19 protein-coding genes are annotated in these 19,904 nt (G+C 71.2%); 7 read left to right on the top strand and 12 right to left on the bottom strand.

Annotated elements, in window-relative coordinates:
* Positions 1–29 precede the first annotated feature (29 nt).
* Genes P5P86_RS03700 through P5P86_RS03685 form a run of 4 tightly spaced genes read left to right on the top strand, consistent with a single transcriptional unit; the run spans position 30 to position 4,833 of the window.
* A complete protein-coding gene (locus tag P5P86_RS03700; protein ID WP_280609939.1) occupies positions 30–1,394 on the top strand; it encodes an MFS transporter in 1,365 nt (454 codons plus the stop codon).
* A gap of 12 nt (positions 1,395–1,406) precedes the next feature.
* On the top strand, positions 1,407–2,666 hold the full coding sequence (locus P5P86_RS03695) for an MFS transporter (protein ID WP_280609938.1): 1,260 nt from the start codon (positions 1,407–1,409) through the stop codon (positions 2,664–2,666).
* Positions 2,667–2,698: 32 nt separating this feature from the next.
* Positions 2,699–3,949, top strand: coding sequence for an MFS transporter (locus tag P5P86_RS03690; RefSeq protein WP_280609937.1), 1,251 nt, complete (start codon positions 2,699–2,701; stop codon positions 3,947–3,949).
* Positions 3,950–3,960: 11 nt separating this feature from the next.
* Positions 3,961–4,833 (top strand): 1,4-dihydroxy-2-naphthoate polyprenyltransferase, encoded by an 873-nt coding sequence (locus P5P86_RS03685; protein ID WP_280609936.1) that lies wholly within the window; start codon positions 3,961–3,963, stop codon positions 4,831–4,833.
* Between the two features lie 44 nt (positions 4,834–4,877).
* Here P5P86_RS03685 and P5P86_RS03680 read toward each other — a convergent pair whose 3' ends face one another.
* A complete protein-coding gene (locus P5P86_RS03680) occupies positions 4,878–5,144 on the bottom strand; it encodes a DUF4229 domain-containing protein (protein WP_280609935.1) in 267 nt (88 codons plus the stop codon).
* 45 nt (positions 5,145–5,189) lie between these two features.
* Here P5P86_RS03680 and P5P86_RS03675 point away from each other — a divergent pair, with 45 nt between their 5' ends.
* Both P5P86_RS03675 and P5P86_RS03670 read left to right on the top strand, forming a co-directional pair.
* Positions 5,190–5,381, top strand: coding sequence for a hypothetical protein (locus P5P86_RS03675; RefSeq protein WP_280609933.1), 192 nt, complete (start codon positions 5,190–5,192; stop codon positions 5,379–5,381).
* 181 nt (positions 5,382–5,562) lie between these two features.
* The gene (locus P5P86_RS03670; RefSeq protein ID WP_280609932.1) at positions 5,563–6,516 is read left to right on the top strand and encodes a type IV toxin-antitoxin system AbiEi family antitoxin domain-containing protein; all 954 of its coding nucleotides are present in this window, start codon (positions 5,563–5,565) and stop codon (positions 6,514–6,516) included.
* A 21-nt stretch (positions 6,517–6,537) separates the two neighbouring features.
* On the opposite strand, the gene ccsB is transcribed toward P5P86_RS03670, so the two are convergent.
* Genes ccsB through hemL form a run of 6 tightly spaced genes read right to left on the bottom strand, consistent with a single transcriptional unit; the run spans position 6,538 to position 12,582 of the window.
* Positions 6,538–7,617: a c-type cytochrome biogenesis protein CcsB gene (ccsB, locus tag P5P86_RS03665; protein WP_280609931.1), complete on the bottom strand. Its 1,080-nt coding sequence runs from the start codon at positions 7,615–7,617 to the stop codon at positions 6,538–6,540.
* Positions 7,614–9,221 carry a cytochrome c biogenesis protein ResB gene (resB, locus tag P5P86_RS03660; RefSeq protein WP_280609930.1) on the bottom strand — a complete coding sequence of 536 codons (1,608 nt, stop codon included), beginning with the start codon at positions 9,219–9,221 and terminating at the stop codon, positions 7,614–7,616. The genes ccsB and resB overlap by 4 nt, the downstream gene beginning before the upstream one ends.
* Positions 9,218–9,976, bottom strand: coding sequence for a cytochrome c biogenesis CcdA family protein (locus tag P5P86_RS03655; RefSeq protein ID WP_280609929.1), 759 nt, complete (start codon positions 9,974–9,976; stop codon positions 9,218–9,220). The genes resB and P5P86_RS03655 overlap by 4 nt, the downstream gene beginning before the upstream one ends.
* Complete coding sequence (locus P5P86_RS03650) at positions 9,969–10,577, bottom strand: TlpA disulfide reductase family protein (RefSeq protein WP_280609928.1); 609 nt, start codon at positions 10,575–10,577, stop codon at positions 9,969–9,971. The genes P5P86_RS03655 and P5P86_RS03650 overlap by 8 nt, the downstream gene beginning before the upstream one ends.
* Before the next feature lie 2 nt (positions 10,578–10,579).
* A complete protein-coding gene (locus tag P5P86_RS03645) occupies positions 10,580–11,251 on the bottom strand; it encodes a histidine phosphatase family protein (protein ID WP_280609927.1) in 672 nt (223 codons plus the stop codon).
* Positions 11,248–12,582, bottom strand: coding sequence for a glutamate-1-semialdehyde 2,1-aminomutase (gene hemL / locus P5P86_RS03640; RefSeq protein ID WP_280609926.1), 1,335 nt, complete (start codon positions 12,580–12,582; stop codon positions 11,248–11,250). The genes P5P86_RS03645 and hemL overlap by 4 nt, the downstream gene beginning before the upstream one ends.
* Positions 12,583–12,788: 206 nt before the next feature.
* Between hemL and P5P86_RS03635 the strand changes: the two genes are divergently transcribed.
* The gene (locus P5P86_RS03635; RefSeq protein ID WP_280609925.1) at positions 12,789–14,045 is read left to right on the top strand and encodes a lytic transglycosylase domain-containing protein; all 1,257 of its coding nucleotides are present in this window, start codon (positions 12,789–12,791) and stop codon (positions 14,043–14,045) included.
* 124 nt (positions 14,046–14,169) lie between these two features.
* Here P5P86_RS03635 and hemB read toward each other — a convergent pair whose 3' ends face one another.
* The 5 genes from hemB to P5P86_RS03610 form a co-directional block, all read right to left on the bottom strand.
* On the bottom strand, positions 14,170–15,153 hold the full coding sequence (gene hemB / locus P5P86_RS03630; RefSeq protein WP_280609924.1) for a porphobilinogen synthase: 984 nt from the start codon (positions 15,151–15,153) through the stop codon (positions 14,170–14,172).
* 111 nt (positions 15,154–15,264) lie between these two features.
* On the bottom strand, positions 15,265–16,899 hold the full coding sequence (locus tag P5P86_RS03625) for a bifunctional uroporphyrinogen-III C-methyltransferase/uroporphyrinogen-III synthase (protein WP_280609923.1): 1,635 nt from the start codon (positions 16,897–16,899) through the stop codon (positions 15,265–15,267).
* Positions 16,900–16,999: 100 nt separating this feature from the next.
* The gene (hemC, locus tag P5P86_RS03620) at positions 17,000–17,905 is read right to left on the bottom strand and encodes a hydroxymethylbilane synthase (protein WP_280609922.1); all 906 of its coding nucleotides are present in this window, start codon (positions 17,903–17,905) and stop codon (positions 17,000–17,002) included.
* Complete coding sequence (locus P5P86_RS03615) at positions 17,905–19,191, bottom strand: glutamyl-tRNA reductase (RefSeq protein WP_280609921.1); 1,287 nt, start codon at positions 19,189–19,191, stop codon at positions 17,905–17,907. The genes hemC and P5P86_RS03615 overlap by 1 nt, the downstream gene beginning before the upstream one ends.
* Positions 19,188–19,862, bottom strand: coding sequence for a redox-sensing transcriptional repressor Rex (locus P5P86_RS03610; protein WP_280609920.1), 675 nt, complete (start codon positions 19,860–19,862; stop codon positions 19,188–19,190). The genes P5P86_RS03615 and P5P86_RS03610 overlap by 4 nt, the downstream gene beginning before the upstream one ends.
* Positions 19,863–19,904 lie beyond the last annotated feature (42 nt).

The raw sequence follows: 19,904 nt of genomic DNA, 5'->3' as shown, positions 1-19,904 counted from the left end.
CGCTAGTCCCACGTGATCCGATGGCCCACATGCCCTCCCGTCTCGGTGGTTTCCTCGGGCGGCTGATCCCTCCGACGCCGCTGTCGCGCCGGCTCGCGATGCAGTCGCTGCTGTTCGCGACGGGTGCGGGCACGTTCAACACCGGCAGTGCCGTCTTCTTCACCCAGGTCGTCGGGCTCTCGGCGGCGAAGGTCGGTCTGGGCATGACGATCGCCGGCGTGGTGGCGTTCCTGGTCGCCTATCCGCTGGGCAAGCTGGTCGACCGGATCGGGAGCAAGCCGATGTGGGCGCTGGGCGCGTTCCTCGGCGCCCTGATGTTCGCGGTCTGGCCGTGGCTGCACGGCTTCTCGCAGTACGTCGCGATGAGCATCGTCTTCGAGGTGGTCAACAACATCGGGCAGGCCGGCTACAACGCCTACGTCCTCAACGTCCTGCCCGAGCGGGAGCGGGTCGAGACCCAGGCGCACCTGTACTCCGCGCTCAACCTCGGCTTCACCCTCGGTGCGGTGATCGGCGGCATCGCGCTCGCCTTCGACAACCTCACCCTGATCCGTTGGCTGCCGCTGCTGACCACAGCGATCGGTCTGGTCAACGCGGTCCGGATCCTGCGCCTGCCCGCGCCGCCTGACGCGGCCGCCTCGCACCCGGGAGCCGCGCCGGTCGCCGAGCCGGTCGCGGAGCCGGTCGCGGAGGCGCTCGCGTCCATCAGTGCCGGGACGCCGCAGGCCCCCGGCGCACTGCGCAACGGCGGCTGGCTCGCGACCTCGTTCTTCACCGGCGTGCTGTGGACCAACCAGACCCTGCTCAACGTGGTGATCCCGCTGTGGTTGGTGCAGCGCACCGATGCGCCGCACTGGATCCTGGCGTGGCTCTTCGGCACCAACACGGTGCTGTGCATCTTCCTGCCGCAGTTCACCTCCCGCGGCGTGGCGAGCATCGGCGACGCGCTGCGCCGGGTGCGCTGGTCGAGCGGGTTCTTCGTGCTCTCCTGCCTCATCACGATGGCCACCCATTCGGTGACGGCCTTCTGGGCCGCGCTGCTGGTCTGGCTGGGGCACGTCGCCGTCACCGGCGCCGAGCTCGCGATCGGCTCCAGCACCTGGGCGTTCCAGGCCAAGCTGATGGATCCGCTGCACCGGGGCGAGTACGGCGGCGCCAGCGAGGTCGCCCGCACGCTCGGGCAGTGGTGGGCCCCGGCGCTCTACACCTGGCTGGCGATCGAGCACGGCGACGTCGGGTGGCTCGTCATTGCGCTCATCGCGGTGCTCGCCGCTGTCGGGATGCATCCCTCGGCACGGGCCGCCGAGCGGTTCGCGCACCGCCACTTCCCGGCCGACCAGCGCCGGCCCGAGCCGGGCGTGGGCCCGGGCCCGGAGGCCGTCGGTGCGCACTGATCCGATCCGCCCATGAGCGCTCTCGGACGCCTGGTGCCGCCCCCTGGGCTGACCCGCCGGCTCGCCTTCCAGTCGGTGCTTCTCAAGACCGGTGACGGCGTCTTCAACACCGGCAGCGCCGTCTTCTTCACCCAGGTCGTGGGGCTCTCGATCATCCAGGTCGGTGTCGGGCTCAGCATCGCCGGCGTGCTCTCCGGCGTCGCCGCCATCCCGACCGGGCGGCTCGCCGACCGGATCGGGCCGAAGCGGGCATGGGCGCTCGGTGCCGCGCTGTGCGCGGCCGCCTTCGCGGCGTGGCCGTTCATCGACGGCTTCGCGGCGTACGTCGTGATGGTCACGCTCTACTCGATCGTGGAGAACACCGCCGAGGCCGGCCGACAGGCCTACGTGCTCGACGTGGTGCCCCCCGCCGAGCGCATCCCCACCCAGGCCTACATCTACTCGGCGATGAACGTCGGCTCGACCATCGGCGCCCTGCTCGGCGGTGTCGCCCTCGCCTTCGACGACACCACCGTGCTGCGCTGGCTGCCGATCGCGACGGTGGCGCTGTTCGGGCTGGACGCGCTGTTCGTCACCCGACTGCCGGCAGCACCGCGCGACCTGCGCAGCCGGGAGGAGACGAAGGTGCGCCCCGAGGGACCGCCGGCGCTGGCGAACCGGGGCTACCTCGCGCTGCAGTTCTGCATGGGCTCCCTGTGGACCAACCAGACCCTGCTCAGCGTCCTCATCCCGCTGTGGCTGGTCCAGGAGACCGACTCCCCGCACTGGCTGCTGGCGTGGCTGTTCGGCACCAACACCGTGCTGTGCATCGTGCTGCCGCAGCTGACCTCGGCCGGCGTGCGGACACTCGAGGACGCACTGCGCCGGGTGCGCTGGTCGGCGGCGTTCTTCATGGCGTCCTGCCTCATCACCATGGTCACCCACTCGACCACCGGTCTGGTCACGGCGCTGCTGGTGTGGCTCGGTCACCTCACGGTCACTGGCGCCGAGCTGGCGACCGGGTCGGCGGGGTGGATGTTCCAGGCCAGGCTCCAGGATCCGCGTCGGCGGGCCGAGTACGGGTCGGTCGGCGGCCTGCTCAGCCAGCTCGGCGGCCGGTTCGCCCCCGCGCTCTACACGTGGCTGGCGATGGAGTGGCGACACGTCGGCTGGATGGTGATCGGGCTGATGGTGGTGGCGGCCGCTGCCGGGGCCCATCCGGCGGTGCGCCGGGCCGAGCGGTTCGCGGAGGAGTACTTCCCCGACGAGACGATGGTGGCGAATTTATCTTGACATCAAGAAACTTGAGATAAAGAGTTCTATCCGTGCGACGCCTGTTGAGCCGGATCCTGTCCGACGACCCGCTCATCCGAGCGATGTCCTACCAGTCGGTCCTCTCCGCCTTCGGCGAGGGCGCCTTCCTGGCCGGCAGCGCCGTCTACTTCACCCAGATCGTCGGACTCTCGGCTGCCCAGGTCGGGCTCGGCATGACCATCGCCGGCATCGCCACCTTCTTCGCCTCCGTGCCGCTGGGGCGAGCCGCCGACGCCTTCGGCACCCGGCGGACCTGGATCGTCGGGTCGCTGCTGGAGGCGCTGCTCTTCGCCTGCTGGCTGGCCGCGCGGGACTTCGCGGCGTACGTCGTGGTCACCACCGCGCTCGAGCTCGCCGAGACCTGGATGCGCGCCGGCCGCAACGCCTACCGCTTCGCCGTCTTCCCCCGCGAGACGCGGATCCGATCGATGGCCTACATGCGGGCCGCACGCAACGTCGGCTACACCTTGGGCGCGGCCGCCGGCGGCCTGGCCCTGGCAGCGCACAGCGACCGCCTGATCGAGGCGGTGCCGATCGTCACGGCTGTGGTCCTGCTCGCCAACACGGCGTGGGTGACCCGGCTGCCACGGGTGCGGGAGCGTGCCGACCACGGCGGCGAGTCGGCCATCGAGGAGCTCGTCGGCGGCGGCGCGCTGCGCAACCGCGGCTTCCTGGTCGCCTGCGTCCTCGACGGCGTCCTGGCGACCCACCAGGTGCTGCTCAACGTGGTGATCCCGCTGTGGCTGGTCGAGGAGACCGACGCCCCGCGGGTGCTGCTGGCCTGGCTGTTCGGCACCAACACCGTGCTCGCGGTGCTGCTGCAGGTGGCCGCCGCCCGCGGCGTCTCCGACGTACGGACCTCGGTGCGTGCCGAGCGCCGCGGTGCGCTCTGCTTCGTGCTCTCGTGCGTGATCGTGCTGGTCACCCACGACACCACCGGCTGGCTGACGATCGGGCTGGTGTGGCTGGGACACGTCACCGTGACCGGCGCCGAGCTGTTCCAGTCCGCGGGCCAGTGGGGCATCCAGGCCGAGCTGTCCGACCCACGCCAGCGCGGGGAGTACCAAGGTGTCGCGAACCTCGGCAACACCGTCGGCACGGTCTGGGCGCCGGCCGCCTACACCTACCTGGCGATGACCTGGGGCGCGAGCGGCTGGCTGGTGATCGCGGCGATCATCGGCGTGGCGGCGGTGCTCATCGCGCCGGCGGCGCGTGCGGCCGAGCGCTACCTCGATCAGGCCCCGGCGACCGTCACCACCTAGAGTGAGCGCTCGTGGCGACTCCTTCGCAGTGGCTCGAAGGAGCCCGACCCCGCACCCTGCCCGCGGCGATCAGCCCGGTGCTCGCCGGCACCGGCGTGGCGGCGTACGTCGACGCGTTCTCCTGGTGGCGCGCCCTGCTCGCGCTGGTGGTGAGCCTGGCGCTGCAGATCGGGGTCAACTACGCCAACGACTACTCCGACGGCATCCGCGGCACCGACGACGAGCGGGTCGGACCGCTGCGGCTGGTCGGCTCGGGCGCGGCCTCGCCCCGGGCGGTCAAGCTCGCCGCCTTCGCCTGCTTCGGCGTCGCCGGTCTCGCCGGCCTGGGCCTCGCGGCCGCCACCGCCTGGTGGCTGCTCCTCGTCGGCGTGCTGTGCGTGGTGGCCGCGTGGTACTACACCGGCGGCAAGCGGCCCTACGGCTACGCGGGTCTCGGCGAGGTGATGGTCTTCGTCTTCTTCGGCCTGGTAGCGGTGATCGGCACTGTCTACGTGCAGAGCCGGACCTGGGAGTGGGCAGCGCTCTGGGCGGCCATCGGCGTGGGCGGGCTGGCGTGCGCGCTCCTGGTCGCCAACAACCTGCGCGACATCCCCACCGACCGGATCGCCCGCAAGCTGACCCTCGCGGTGCGCCTGGGCGATGCCCGCACCCGCGTCCTCTACGTCGCGCTGGTCGCTGTCGCGGCCGCCGCCGCGGTGGCCGTCGCCGCTGCGACGACCTGGTGGGCGCTGATCGGGCTCGGCTTCCTGGCCGTCGCGCTGCCGGGCGTGCGCATCGTGCGCAGCGGGGCGGTGGGGCCGGCGCTCATCCCGGCGCTGCAGCAGACGGGTCGCGCCGAGCTGGTCTGGGCGCTGCTCGTCGCCGTACCGCTGATCCTGGCCTGAGCGGGAGCCCTCCCGGGCCTGCCCGGGACGTGCGGGGCGGCGGCTCACTCGCCCTTCGCGTCCTCCTTGGCCTTCATCGCCTCGAACGCCGCCGCTGCCTTGTGGGCACGCGCGTCGACGCGGGCCGCGAAGGCCATCCGCTGGCGGTTGAGAACGGTGTACGACGCCACCCCGCTGGCCAGGAACGCGATCACGAGGCACCAGAACCAGTCGAGGTTGCCCGCGGCGAGGATCCAGATGCCGGCGACGATGGCGAACGTGGCCACCAGCACGACGAGACGCAAGACGGTGTAGACGACGAACTCCTTCACCACTCAAGGGTACGGAGGAGCGCACCGGCGACCTAAACTCGAACCGTGCTCTGGTTTTGGCTGGTAGTCCTGCTAGCCGCGGGCCCGTCCTACCTCGTATGGAGGTACGCGAGCCCGACCGGTCGGCTGCGCGCGGCCGCCCGGCGGCTGCAGCGCGAGAGCCGGCCCTTCGCACCGGACGACGACGAGGAGTTCCTGCAGGAGCTGGACCGACGGCGGCTGCACGGGGACGACTGATCCTCGCGGGCCTTCGGGGGTCGGTTTTGACCCCTGAGGGTCAAAACCGCACGTTGTCGGGCAAAGCTTCGGGGCACAACGTGCGGTTCTGACCCCTGGGGGTCACAACCGATCACGCGGACTTATCCACAGGGCAAACTCTCCTGGTTCCAGACCACGAGCTGCGGGGCATGCCGCCGGCATGACCATGAATCTCTCCCCTGAGCACCCTTGCTTCACCACGATCCGGCGTCGCCGCGATCTCCTGGCCGACGGGTACACCGACAGCACCCTCCGGATGGCGGTCAAGGCAGGCGTCCTCCACCGCATCCGCCATGGCGCGTACGTCGACGGTCACGTGTGGCTCAGCCTGGACCAGGCAGCCAAGCACGCGCTCCTCGCGAGAGCCGCCCTCGGCAGCGCTCGCACGCGGAGCGTCATCTCGCACGTCTCCGCGCTGCCCTTCCACGAGGCGCCGGTGTGGGGTTTCGACCTCGCCGAAGCCCATCTGACCCGCGAGGATCACAAAGCCGGGCGGCACGAGTCAGGCGTCCAGCAGCACCGGGGCATCGTCCTGCCCGAGGATGTCATGGACGTGCACGGACTTCGCGTCATGTCAGCCACCAGGACTGCCCTCGAGCTCACCACGCTCGACCAGCCCGAGGCCGCCCTGGTGGCGATCTGCTTCCTGCTGCATTCGGGGCGTACGACGGCCGACGCGTTGCTTGCGAGACTCGACCAATCCATCACCCTGTGGCCCGACACCCTCAGCACGCGGCGCATCCTGCGTCTCGCCGACCGGCGGATCGAGTCGCCGGCGGAAGCGCGCTTCGTGCACCTGTGCTGGCGCACCGGGGTGCCGCTGCCCGAACCTCAGGTGGAGGTCCGCGACCACAACGGCCGGTTCCTCGGTCGGGTCGACTTCGCCTGGCGACAGTTCGGTGTGTTCGTGGAGATCGACGGGCGGGAGAAGTACGTCAAGCATCTGCGCGAGGGCGAGTCAGCGGCCGACGCCGTGGTGCGGGAGAAGCGGCGGGAGGACCGGATCCGAGCCGCCACCGGGTGGCGTTGCCTCCGGCTCACCTGGGCGGACCTGGCCACGGCGGAGCGCACGGCCGCGCGGATCCGCGCCGTACTGGCCGGGCTTGCGGCCTGAGACGGAACTGACCCCTGGGGGTCAGAGCCGCACGTTGTGCCCCGAAGCATTGCCCCCCAGCGTGTGGTTCTGACCCCCAGGGGTCAAAACCGTCGCCGGAGCCGACGCATACGAGTGCTCCGAGGTCGTCGAGAAGTAGTTGATCCCGATGAAGTTGAACCACAGCGTCGCCACGCCGACCAGCGCGAGGATCGCGGCGTTGCGACCCCGCCAGCCCGCGGTCGCGCGAGCGTGCAGGTAGCCGGCGTAGACGACCCAGGTGATGAAGGCCCAGACCTCCTTGGGGTCCCAGTTCCAGTAGGAGCCCCAGGCCTGGTGGGCCCAGATCGGACCGGTGATCAGGACGGCGAAGGTCCACAGCACGAACCCGAAGGCGTGGATGCGGTAGGCCACCCGGTCCAGCGAGGCCAGCGAGGGCACCCGCGACATCCAGCCGCTCTCGGCTTCGGGACGGCGGCGCTTGAGCAGGTAGATCCCCGATGCGATGCCGCCGAGGGTGAAGGCGCCGGTGGCCAGCGCGGCCGAGATGACGTGGATGACCAGCCAGTAGGAGTTGAGCGCCTCGGTCAGCGGCTCGACCGGGGTGTAGAGCACCAGCACGCCGACCATGAGGATCACCAGCACGAAGGCGACCACGACCGGCGCCATCCAGGCCAGCTTGAGCCGGGCGTAGAGCAGCACGTAGGCGACGGCGACGATGCACGTGCCGGCCACGGTGAACTCGTACATGTTGCCCCACGGCACCCGGTGTGCGGCCATGCCACGACTGATCACGGCGGTCAGGTGCGCGGCTGCGGCGATGCAGGTCAGCAGATAGCCCAGCCGGCCGAACATGGCGACCCGGTCCTCGCGGTCCTCGTCCGCGGAGCGGTCGGCGCCGGACATCGGCGTACCTGCGTCCGCGACACCACCCGAGGGACCGCCTTCCGACCCGCCGTCGCCGACACCCGCCCCGACCAGCGCGGGCGCCTCGACGGCCGTACGCCGCCGGCCGACCAGCGCCGACCACTCGACCAGGTGGCTCAGCAACGCCAGGAAGTAGACGACCGCCGCCGTGGCGACGGCGCGGTTGCTCAGCAGCTCCCACGCGTGCGTACTCACGATTGTTCCTCCTCAACGCGGCCCTGCAGCTGTGCCACCAGACCGGAGACCACGACACCGACCTCGTCGTTGCCCGAGCGGTCCAGGACCGCCACCTCGACCAGAGTGCCACCCTCGGTCTCCCGGGCGCGAACCCAGACCCGACGGGGGCGGATGAACAGCGACCCCAGCAGGCCGATCAGGGCCAGCGTGACACCGCCCAGGGCGACGTGCTTGAACGGGGTCTGACTGATCTGGAGCTTGTTCCACCGGGTGACGTCGTCGAACGTCACCGATCCCAGCCCGTCGGGCAGCTTCGCCGTCTGGCCGATGTGCAGGTTGAAGGCCTTGCCGCCCTCGGCCGTCACCTGCTTGAGCCCGGTGGTGTTGAGCGTGTAGACCGACTGGCCGGCGTTCGCGGCGGCGACGTCACCGGTGAAGACCTGGAAGGAGAGCACCGCCGCCGACTTGTCGCCGATGTCGCCGGTGATGTTGGTGACCGACCCGTCGGAGAGGGAGAGCGCCGAAGGGTAGAACAGGCCCTCCAGCGCGACGTTGCCCGACGGGGGCTTGACCGCGCCGAAGGAGAGGAAGCTCTGGTTCTCCGGCAGGAAGATCTGCGGCCCCGAGTAGGTGATGTTGCCCTTCGCGTCGCGGATGGTGATGACCGGTGCGTAGCCGTGCCCGATGAGGAAGACCTCGGTGCCGCCGATGTCGAGCGGGTGGTTGACCTCGAGCCGGTAGCTCTTGGTCGCACCGTCGGCCGAGGTCTGGTACTCGATGTCGGACTTGAAGCCCTTCGCCATCCCCTGGCGCGGCCCCGACTTGAGCCAGCTGACGTCGAAGTCGTGGATGTGCAGGTCGAAGTAGTTCAGCATCGAGGGGCGGAACAGGCTGCCCGGCGCGAAGTCGTCGTACTGGGTCAGCTCGTTGGAGAAGCCGTACTGGTCGCCCACCAGGACGTTGACGCCGCCCTTGTACCCGAACAGCGACCCGACCGCGAACCCGACGAGCACCACGATCACCGACACGTGGAAGAGCAGGTTGCCCGCCTCGCGCAGGTAGCCGCGCTCGGCCGAGACGGCGCCGTCGGCCGACGGCTCGCGCCGGATCCGGTAGCGCTTGCGGCGCAGCACCTGCCGGGCACGGGCGGTCACCTCCTCGGCGCTCTCGCTGGTGGTGTACGACGCTGAGTCCGGCATCCGGCCGAGGTTGCGCGGCGCGGCCGGAGGCTGGGCGCGCAGCCCACGCCAGTAGACGCCCAACCGCGGCACGATGCAGCCGATCAGCGAGAGCATCAGCAGGATGTAGATCGCGGCGAACCACGGCGTGCCGTAGACGTCGAAGAGGCCGAGCCGGCGGTAGATCGGCGTCAGCGAGGTGTGCGCGGCCTGCCAGTTGGTGGTCTTGACCGAGTCCAGGTTCTCCTGCGGGATCAGCGAGCCCGGGACGGCCGCCAGCGCCAGCAGCAGCAGCAGGATGAGCGCGGTGCGCATCGAGGTCAGCTGGCGCCAGGACCAGCGGGCCAGCTCGCGGGCGGTCAGCTCGCGGATCGGCGAGGGGTGCTGCCGCTCGCGCTCGGCCCTGGCCGCCCTGCTCTCGGTCGGCTCCTTCAGGTCACTCACAGGGTCACCCCGGCCCAGTGGTCGACGAGATGGATCTGCAGCCAGTCCAGCGAGTACTGCCACCAGCCGGTCAGCAGCGCGAGCCCGACCACGATGAGCATCACGCCGCCGATCCGGGTGACCCAGCGCTGGTGGCGGCGGATGACCTTGAGCGTCCCGAGCGCGCGCCGCCACAGCACCGCGAAGGCGACGAACGGAACCCCGAGGCCCAGCGAGTAGAACGCCAGCAGCACGCCGCCGCGCGTCGCCGTACCGGACGTGGCGGCGAGCCCGTAGATGACACCGAGCGTCGGACCCACGCAGGGCGCCCAGCCCAGGCCGAAGAGGAAGCCGAGGAGCGGCGCCGCGAGGAGGCCGACGGCCGGCACCTTGTGCACCCGCAGGTCGCGCTGCAACCACGGCACCACGCCGAGGAAGGCGAGCCCCATCGCGATGGTGAAGACCCCCAGGACGCGGTTGACCAGGACCCGGTGCTCGGCGTACCAGAACCCGATGCTGCCGGCGGCCACACCCAGCGCGACGAAGATGATGGAGAAGCCGAGCACGAACAGCACCGAGCCCAGCAGCATCCGGCTGCGGCGTACGTCGCCCTCGGCGAGCTCGGACCCGGACAGGCCGGTGGCGTAGGAGAGGTAGCCGGGCAGCATCGGCAGGACGCACGGCGAGAGGAACGAGGCCAGCCCGGCCAGGATCGCGACCGGGATCGCCAGCACCAGGGATCCGGAGCCGGCGGTCTGGGAGAACCAGCTACTCAAAGCCCTTGCACCCCTGACCACCCGGATCGCTCACGCACTGCACGGTCTCGGTCAGGGTGAGCTTGGAGGGGATCTGGCCGCGGATGATGGCCGCCACCCGGCCCTCGGTGTCCAGCACTGCCGTCGAGGGGATGGTGCGCGGGGAGAACTTCGAGGAGAAGGCCAGCACCGCCTTGCCGTCGGGCGAGTAGAGCGAGGGGTAGGTCACGCCGTGGGCACGCTGGAAGGCCAGCCCGTTGGCGGCCGAGCTGTCCCGGATGTTGATGCCGACGAACGTCGCGCTCGTGCCGAGATCCTGGGATGCCTGTTGCAGCATCGGCATCTCGGTGCTGCACGGCCCGCAACCGGACCACCAGGTGTTCACCACCACCACCTTGCCGCGGTCGGTGGCGAAGTCGAGCGGCTTGCCGTCCAGCGTCGTACCGGAGAGGTCGACCGGCTTGCCCCGGTCGGCCGTGTGCACCGCCTGCACCTGGCCGTCGCCGACCAGGTAGCCACCGGTGCTGGTGCCGGACATGCCGCATGCCGCCAGGAGCGGGACGAGGACGGCCAGGACGGCGAGGGCGAGGACGCGAGGCGCGCGGCGCACGAGACGGGACATGATCAGGGCCGCAGCTCCTCCGGAGCATCACCGGCCGAGAACGGCGCTCGTCGGTCCTTCTCCGGGATCATGTCGCCGGCCGGCTCGCTGTAGGAGATGCGGTCCAGCCGGTCATCGACGAAGTGGAACGAGGTCAGGGAGCACAGGGTGCACTGCCGCTTGCGCGGATCGTGCAGGAAGCTGCGCTTCTCGGCGGCCAGGCGGGTGGTCCAGATCGGCAGCTGGTGGGAGACCACCACTGCCTCGTGACCGACCGCGGCCACCCGGGCGTCGTGGACGGCCGCCATCATCCGCGCGACGATCTCCTTGTAGGGCTCGCCCCACGACGGCTTCCACGGGTTCCACAGCTTGACCCAGGACGAGGGGTGCCGCAGTGCGTTGTCCCCGACGGCGAAGGTCTTGCCCTCGAACCAGTTCGCGCTCTCGATCACCCGGCTGTCGAGGGTGACCTCGACGCCGCGGGCCTTCGCCAGCGGCCGGGCGGTCTCCTGGGCGCGCTCCAGCGGACTGGAGACGATGTGGGTGATGTCGCGCCCGCCGATGACCTCGGCGACCCGGTCGGCCATCTTGGCGCCGCGGTCGGAGAGGTGGAAGCCGTCGCGCCGGCCGTAGAGGACGCCCTCGGGGTTGTGCACCTCGCCGTGACGCAGCAGGTGGACGATCGTCTCGGTCACTTCTTCTCCCCCTCGGACGCCGCGACAGCGGCCCGGGCGGCCGCCGGCAGCGCGTCGATGATCTGCTGGATCGCCCGCTCGTCGTGCGCCGAGGAGAGGAACCACGCCTCGTACGCGCTCGGCGGCAGGTAGACGCCCTGCTCGAGCATGCTGTGGAACAGCGCTGCGTACGCCCGCTCGTCGGTGCGCTTGGCGCTCTCGAAGTCGGTCACCGGCTCCCCGGTCAGGAAGACCGAGAACATCGTGCCGGCGCTCTGCACGACGTGGGGCAGGCCCGCGGCGTCGAAGGCGTCGGCGACGGCTCCCTTGACCGTCTCGGCAGCGGCGGCGATGTGGGCGTAGACCTCGTCGGTGGCCAGTCGCAGCGTGGCCAGGCCGGCGGTGGTGGCCACCGGGTTCCCGGCGAGCGTGCCCGCCTGGTAGACGGGCCCCTCCGGGCTGAGCCGCCGCATGATCTCGGCCCGACCGCCGAAGGCAGCCGCCGGGAAGCCGCCACCCATGACCTTGCCGAAGGTGACCAGGTCGGGCGTCCAGCCCTCCACCTTCCCGTCCAGGCCCCAGTGGCCCTCCCGCGAGGCGCGGAAGCCGGTCATCACCTCGTCGCTGATGAACAGCGCGCCGTGCGCGGCGCAGATCTGCGACAGGAAGGCGTTGAAGCCCGGCAGCGGCGGGACGACGCCCATGTTGCCCGGGCTCGCCTCGGTGATCAGACAGGCGATCCGGCCGCCGTACTCGGCGAACGCCTCGGTCACCGCCGCGCGGTCGTTGTAGGGCAGCACCACCGTCAGTTCGGTGCTGCTCGCGGGCACGCCCGGCGTCCCCGGTACGGCGAAGGTCGCCAGGCCGCTGCCGGCGCTGGCGAGCAGCGCGTCGACGTGGCCGTGGTAGCACCCGGCGAACTTGATCACCACGTCGCGGCCGGTGAAGCCGCGGGCCAGGCGGATGGCCGACATGGTGGCCTCGGTGCCCGAGGAGACGAACCGGACCTCCTCCACCGGCGCGCGGTCGACCAGCATCTCGGCCAGCTCGACCTCGGGTTCGGTCGGGGTGCCGTAGGAGGTGCCGCGGGCGACGGCTGCGCTCACCGCGGCGAGGACCTCGGGGTGGGCGTGCCCGAGCAGCATCGGCCCCCAGCTGCAGATGAGATCGACGTAGGAGCGGCCGTCGACGTCGGTGAGCCACGCGCCCTCGGCCGAGCGGATGAAGCGGGGGGTGCCGCCGACGGCGTTGAAGGCGCGCACCGGCGAGTTGACCCCGCCGGGCGTCACGGCCTTCGCACGCGCGAAGAGAGCCTCCGAAGCGGGCACGGAGCCGGGCGGATCATAGGGCACCGCGTCATTGTCGCTCAGCACCCTAAGAGGATCCCAACCGGCCCCGGCGGCATTCAGGCAGCGAACGGCGGCGGCGCGATGGTTGAGCCGGGGCGTTGCTGGGAAACGTGACGAGCGTAACTTCCTCGCGGGTAACCTCGTTGTCAGGTCACGTGAGGGAGCACGCAGTCGCACGATGCTGTGCGATGGACCAGGGGAGAAGAAGGATGACCGCTCGTTTCGGCAAGGCCCAGAAGGCCGCCGCACTCGTGCCGTTGGCCGCGCTGTCGGCCGCATGGACCATCAGCCTGACCGGCCTCGGCGCCGGATCCGCGGAGGCGACCGGCACGAGGCCGTCGACGCTTCCGGACGGGACCGTCGTGCCGACCAAGGCGATCGACGCACCGGCGACGGTGAGCGATCCCACCACCGGCGCCGATCTCTCCGCCGGCCGAGGCGCCCAGATCGTCTCCACCGCCGACAGCTCGGGCATCCCCGCCGCTGCCCTCGCCGCCTACCAGCGCGCCGCCACCGTCATCGACAAGGCCGACCCGACCTGCAACCTGAGCTGGCAGCTGGTCGCCGCGATCGGCCGGGTCGAGTCCAACCACGGCCGCTCCGGTGGCAACACCCTCAACGCCCAGGGCATCGCCACCCCGGGGATCTTCGGCCCCGTGCTCGACGGCGCCGGTGGCACGACGGCGATCGCCGACACCGACGGCGGCCAGTTCGACGGCGACACCAGCTACGACCGGGCGGTCGGCCCGATGCAGTTCATCCCCTCGACCTGGTCGGTGGTGGGCGTGGACGCCGACGGCGACGGCAAGCGCGACCCGCAGGACATCAACGACGCCGCGCTCGCCGCCGCGGTGTACCTGTGCTCCGGCGAGGAGGACCTCGGCACGACGGCCGGTCAGCGGACGGCCGTCTTCCGCTACAACCACAGCCAGTCGTACGTCGACACGGTCCTCGGCGTCGCCTCGGCGTACACGGCAGGTGACTACTCCTCGGTGCCGAACTACACCGTTCCGGCGGCGTACCTGACGCCCTCCACCTACCTCGGCACCTCCTCGGCCACGAAGAAGCACCACAAGGCGACCGGCACCCGGTCCCACCCGACGAGCACCGCCACCAGCACACCGGCGCCAACGGCGACGGCGAGCGCCACGCCCAAGAGCGATCCGTCGACCTCCCCCAAGCCGACCAGCAAGCCGTCGGTGCCGGTGCCGCAGGTGACAGCGGTGACCAAGCCGGTCCAGGACGCTCTCGCCTCGGCCACGCAGTTGACGCAGGTCTGCACCCAGGCGCTGGTCAAGGACGGCATCGCCGACCCGGCCACCTCCGTGCCGAAGGCCCTGACCGCCTGCGTCAACCAGCTCACCGGCAAGACGCTGCCGGAGGCCCAGAAGGCTGTCACCGGCATCATCGCCGGCCTGGGCAACCTGCTCGGTGGCCTGCTGGACACCGTGCTCGGCGGTAAGTAGCGCCCCCACCACCTCTCGACCCCGGCCGCCCAGCGACCGGGGTCGAGGTGTTCTCGGCGCCGTTGCGCGACGGTTCTGACCCCCAGGGGTCAAAACGGTTCTGACCCCCAGGGGTCAAGACCGCTCAGAGCAGCCGCGCGGCCGCCTCCGCTGCCCAGTAGGTCAGGATCATGTCCGCGCCGGCGCGGCGGAACGCGATCAGCGACTCCAGGATGGCCGCGTCCCGGTCGATCCAGCCACGCTCCGCGGCGGCCTCGACCATCGCGTACTCGCCGGAGATGTTGTAGGCCGCCACCGGAACGTCGACCGCCTCGCGCACCGCGCGCAGCACGTCGAGGTAGGGCAGGCCCGGCTTCACCATCACGATGTCGGCCCCCTGCTCGACGTCGAGCAGCGCCTCGCGCACGCCCTCCAGCGCGTTGGCCGGGTCTTGCTGGTAGGTCCGCCGGTCGCCGACCAGCGAGGAGTCGACGGCCTCGCGGAACGGGCCGTAGAAGGCCGAGGAGTACTTCGCCGAGTAGGCCATGATCACGACGTCCTCGTGTGACGCCCCGTCCAGGGCATCGCGGATCACGCCGACCTGGCCGTCCATCATCCCCGACGGTCCGACCACCCGGGCGCCGGCGGCCGCCTGGGCGCGCGCCATCTCGGCGTACACCTCCAGGGTGGCGTCGTTGTCGATCCGGCCGCGATCGTCGAGGACCCCGCAGTGACCGTGGTCGGTGAACTCGTCGAGGCACAGATCCGCCATCACCGGCAGCGCGTCGCCGACCTCGGCGACGCAGTCGGCGATGGCGAGGTTGAGGATCCCCGCGGGATCGCAGGCACCGGTGCCGGTGGCGTCCTTGTGCTCGGGCACGCCGAAGAGCATGATCCCGCCGATACCGAGCTCGGCGGCCTGGGCTGCGGCGCGCTTGAGACTGTCGCGGCTGTGCTGGACGACGCCCGGCATCGAGCTGATCGGTACCGGCTCGGCGATGCCCTCGCGGACGAAGGCGGGCAGGATCAGCTGCCGCGCCTCGACCGAGGTCTCCGCGACGAGCCGCCGCAGGGCCGGGGTCGCGCGGAGGCGACGGGGGCGGATCCTGGGACGCTCGAAGTCGGTCATGGGCACTCTCCTCGGTGCTGGTCGGTCAAGGTATGCAGGTCAACCCGCGCTTCCCGCGCGGAGATCACCATCGGGAGTGTCGGTCCGGCTGCCTCCCTCGACGAACCGACGCTACTTGGCCCGGGCCCTGCGGCCAGCCGGCTTGCGCTCGCTGGGCCTGGTGACCGGCTGACCGGCCTCCAGCAGCGCCGCCCGACGCGCGGCGCCGAAGCTGGCCAGCGCCTCGGTCAGCGCCTCCACCGACGGTGAGGCGGCCAGTACGTCGACGCGCAGACCGTGCTCCTCGGCGGTCTTCGCGGTGGCAGGTCCGATCGCCGCGATGATCGTCGAGGTGTGCGGCTTGCCGGCGATGCCGACCAGGTTGCGCACGGTCGAGGACGAGGTGAAGACGACGGCGTCGAACTTGCCGGTCTTGATCGCGTCCCGGGTCGGGGCCGGCGGCGGCGCCGCTCGCACGGTGCGGTAGGCGGTGACGTCGTCGCACTCCCAGCCGAGGTCGACCAGGCCCGCGATCAGGTTCTCGGTGGCGATGTCGGCGCGCGGCAGGAAGACCCGGTTGATCGGGTCCATCAACTCGTCGAACTCGGGCCAGACCTCCAGCAGGCCCGCGGCCGACTGGTTCTCCGCCTCCGGCATGAGGTCGGGGCGCAGGCCCCAGTCGAGCAGCGCTGCCGAGGTCTTGTCCCCGACGGCGGCGATCTTCAGGCCGGAGAACGCGCGCGCGTCCAGGCCGTACTCGTCGAACTTCTCCCGCACCGCCTTGACCGCGTTGACCGAGGTGAACGCGACCCACTCGTAGCGGCCCTCCACCAGTCCGCGGATGGCCTTGTCCATCTGCTGCGGGTTGCGCGGCGGCTCCACCGAGATCGTGGGGACCTCCTCGGGCACGGCGCCGAAGGAGCGCAGTCGCTGCGAGAGCGCGGGCGCCTGCTCCTTGGTCCGCGGCACGAGCACCCGCCAGCCGAACAGCGGCTTGGTCTCGAACCAGGACAGGGTCTGGCGCAGGTCGACGACCTTGCCGACGACGATGATCGCCGGCGGGGCGATCCGAGCCGCCCGTACGTCGGCGGCGACGTCGGCCAGCGTCGAGGTCAGCGTCGACTGCTCGGTGGTGGTGCCGACCCGGGTGATCGAGACGGGCGTCTCCGGCTTGCGGCCCGCGGCGACGAGCTCCGCCGCCACCTCGCCGATCAGGCCGACTCCGGAGAGCAGCACGAGGGTGCGGTCGTCGCCGTACCGACTCCAGTCGACCTTCTCGCCGCAGGTCACCACGGCGATCTCGCGGTGGTCCTTGGTGGTCAGCGGGATGCCCGCGTACGCCGGCACAGCGCTCACGCTCGAGACGCCGGGGACGATCTCGAAGCCGATCCCGGCCTTGGCGCAGGCCTGCGCCTCCTCCGGACCGGAGGCGTAGAGGAACGGGTCGCCGTTCATCAGCCGCACCACGTGGCCGCCGCGCTTGGCCTGTTTGACCACGACCTTGGCGCGGGCGGCGTGCGTCATCGGCTGGCCGTCCTCGCCGAAGCCGCCGTCGACCAGCTCCGGTCCACCGTCGCCGTCCTCGGCGAGGCCCAGCACCGTGCGCACCATCGCGGCGTGGTCGGGCACCTCGGTGACGACGATGTCGGCCTGCTTGAGCAGCTCGACGGCTCGCACCGTCAACAGGTCCGGATCACCCGGGCCACTGCCCACGAACGACACCCAGCCCAGCTCGTGGAGCCCCTTGTTGAGGGTCTTGTTGGTCATGCCCTGTGCACCATTCCCTGCTCGAGAGCATCGACGCCGGATGCGCCGCTGCCCATGTCACTCGTCCGCGCCCACTGCCGGGCCCGCTTGCCTACCTGTGTCACAGCTCGGCCGCCCCTTCGGCGAGCATGTCCTTCGCGAGCCGCTCCCCCACGCCGGCGGCGTCGGAGACGGCACCGGACGCCGAGCGCCGGATCGCCACCGCGCCATCGGTCGAGAGCACGACCGCCCGCAGCCACAGCTCGTCGCCGTCGTCTCCCTCGACGACCTCGGCGAGCGTCCCGATCGGAGCGGTGCAGCCACCCTCGAGGGTGGCCAGCACGGTCCGTTCGGCGGTGACGGCCGCACGGGTGCGCGCGTCGTCGAGCCGGCTCAGCACGGCGATGAGCTCGGTGTCGTCACTGCGACACTCGACCGCCAGCGCGCCCTGGCCGGGGGCCGGCAGCATCTGCAGCGGATCGAGCACCTCGGTGACCTCGTCGAGCCGGTCGATGCGGGCCAGGCCGGCCCGGGCGAGCACGACGGCGTCGTACTCGCCGCTGCGGACCTTGCCGACGCGGGTGTCGACGTTGCCACGCACGCCGCTGACCTCCACACCGAGGCCGAGGGCGTGCAGCTGGGCCGCGCGCCGCGGCGAGCCGGTGCCGACCCGGGCGCCCTGCGGGAGCTCACCGAGCGTCAGCCCGTCGCGGGCCACCACGACATCGCGCGGATCCTCGCGGGGTGGGATCGCGACCAGCGTCACGCCTTCGTGCGGATAGGTCGGCAGATCCTTGAGCGAATGCACGGCCAAATCGATCTCGCCGGCGAGCAGGGCGACGCGCAGCGCGCTGACGAACACACCGGTCGAGGAGGTGCCGGTGATCGGCGTACCGGCGGCCTGGGTGCGATCCCCGGCGGAGACGACCTCGACCAGCTCCACGTCGTGATCGAGCGCGCGGATCGCGTCCGCCACGTGGCCGGACTGGGTCATCGCGAGCGCCGAGCGACGCGTGCCGAGCCGCATCACGAGTCCACCTCCCCGAGTCCGGGCCGGGTGACGGCGCTGACGGCCTCGGGGTCCAGCGCGAACAGCTCCGCGAGCGCTCGCTCGTAGGAGATGGCGCCGGTGTCGTTGGCCAGCTCCTTGACCCGCACCGTCGGCTCGTGCAGCAGCTTGTCGGCGACGCGGCGTACGGTGCGGAGCAGCTCGTCGCGGGTGCTCGGCTCGAGATCGGGCAGGCGGCCGTCCAGCCGGGCCATCTCGGCCTCGACGACGTTCGTCGCCATCGTGCGCAGTGCCACCACGGTCGGCGTGACCTGCGCCTGTCGGCGGGCGGCGAGGAAGGCGGTGACCTCCTGGGAGACGATGCCGCGGACGGCGACGACCTCCTGACCGGCCTCGGACGCCTGCAGCTCCTCGGCGAGCGTGGCCAGGTCGATCAGGCTCACCCCCGGTACTTGGGCGCAGGCGGGGTCGACGTCGTGCGGCAGCGCGAGGTCGATCAGCGCCACCGGCCTGGTGCCGACCATCGAGGGCGTCACCAGCACGCTCCTGGCGCCGGCGCAGGCGATCACGATGTCGGCCCGGGACACCTCGGTCGCGATGTCGGCCAGCGCCGCGGCGCGGCCGCCGTACTCTGCGGCGAGCCGCTGTGCCCGTTCGGGCGTCCGGTTGACCACCACGATCTCGCGCGCGCCGAGCCGGGAGGCCGTCGCGGTGGCCAGCCCTGCCATCGCACCGGCGCCGATGACCACCACGCGCAGGCCACTGACGTCGCCCACGGTGGCCCGGGCGCGCTCGAGGGCGGCGCTGACCAGGGAGGGCGCCGCCTTGTCGATGTCGGTCTCGGCGTGGCTGCGCTTCCCGACGCGCAGCGCCTGCTGGAAGAGCGTGTTCAGTGCCGGTCCGACCGTGCCCAGCTCCTGGCCGAGCTGGAGGGCGGCCCGGGTCTGACCGAGGATCTGGCCCTCGCCGACGGCCATCGAGTCCAGGCCGGCGGCCACCTTGAACAGGTGGGAGACGGCACCGTCGTCGTAGTGCACGTACAGGTGCGGCAGGACGTCCTCGACCCGGACGCCGGCCCGCTCGACCAGTAGACGGGAGAGCTGCTCGACCGAGCCGTGGAAGCGGTCGACCTCGGAGTAGACCTCGAGGCGGTTGCAGGTGGCGATGACCGTCGCCTCGGTGACGTGCTCGCTGTGGGCCACGTCCTGGAGCAGCTTGTGCAGACCATCGTGATCGATGGCGAGCTGCTCGAGAAGCTGGACAGGTGCCGAGTTGTGGCTGATTCCGACGACGAGGACACTCACAGTGTCTGCACCGCCTTCCGCTGCTCGTGGTAGGCGAGGATCTGGAGCTCGATGGAGAGGTCGACCTTGCGTACGTCGACGCGGTCGGGCACCGCCAGCACGGTCGGCGCGAAGTTCAAGATGCTGGTGATGCCGGCGTCGACCAGCGCGTCGGCCACGGCCTGGGCGGCGACCGCCGGGACGGCGATGACCCCGATGGCGACCCCGTTCTCGGTGGCGATCTCGCGCAGGTCGTCGAAGGGCCGGACCGGCAGGCCCGCGACGGTCTGGTCCCTCATGTGGGGGTCGGCGTCGAGCAGACCGACCACCCGGAAGCCGCGGCTGCGGAATCCGGAGAAGTTGGCCAGCGCGTGACCGAGGTTGCCGATGCCAACGATGACCACGGGCCAGTCCTGGGTGACGCCGATCTCGCGGGCGATCTGGTAGCGCAGGTAGTCCACGTCGTAGCCGACGCCGCGGGTGCCGTAGGAGCCCAGGTAGGACAGGTCCTTGCGCAGCTTCGCGGAGTTGACCCCGGCCGCGGTGGCGAGCTCCTCGCTGGAGCAGGTGCTGATCTGCCGCTCGGCGAGGGCGACGAGGGCACGGAGGTAGACGGGAAGCCGGGCGACGGTCGCCTCGGGGATGTCCCGGGCACTGTCGTTGCTTCGTGCCGTCACTGTGTGCTCTCTCATGCCACGCCGAGGGTGGGGGCCTGTCACAACCCGGGGTCGCCC

The organism is Nocardioides sp. BP30, assembly GCF_029873215.1.
Lineage (GTDB): Bacteria > Actinomycetota > Actinomycetes > Propionibacteriales > Nocardioidaceae > Nocardioides.
Note: the sequence above shows the minus strand (reverse complement) of the source record. Positions and strands in the feature narration are given on the sequence as shown.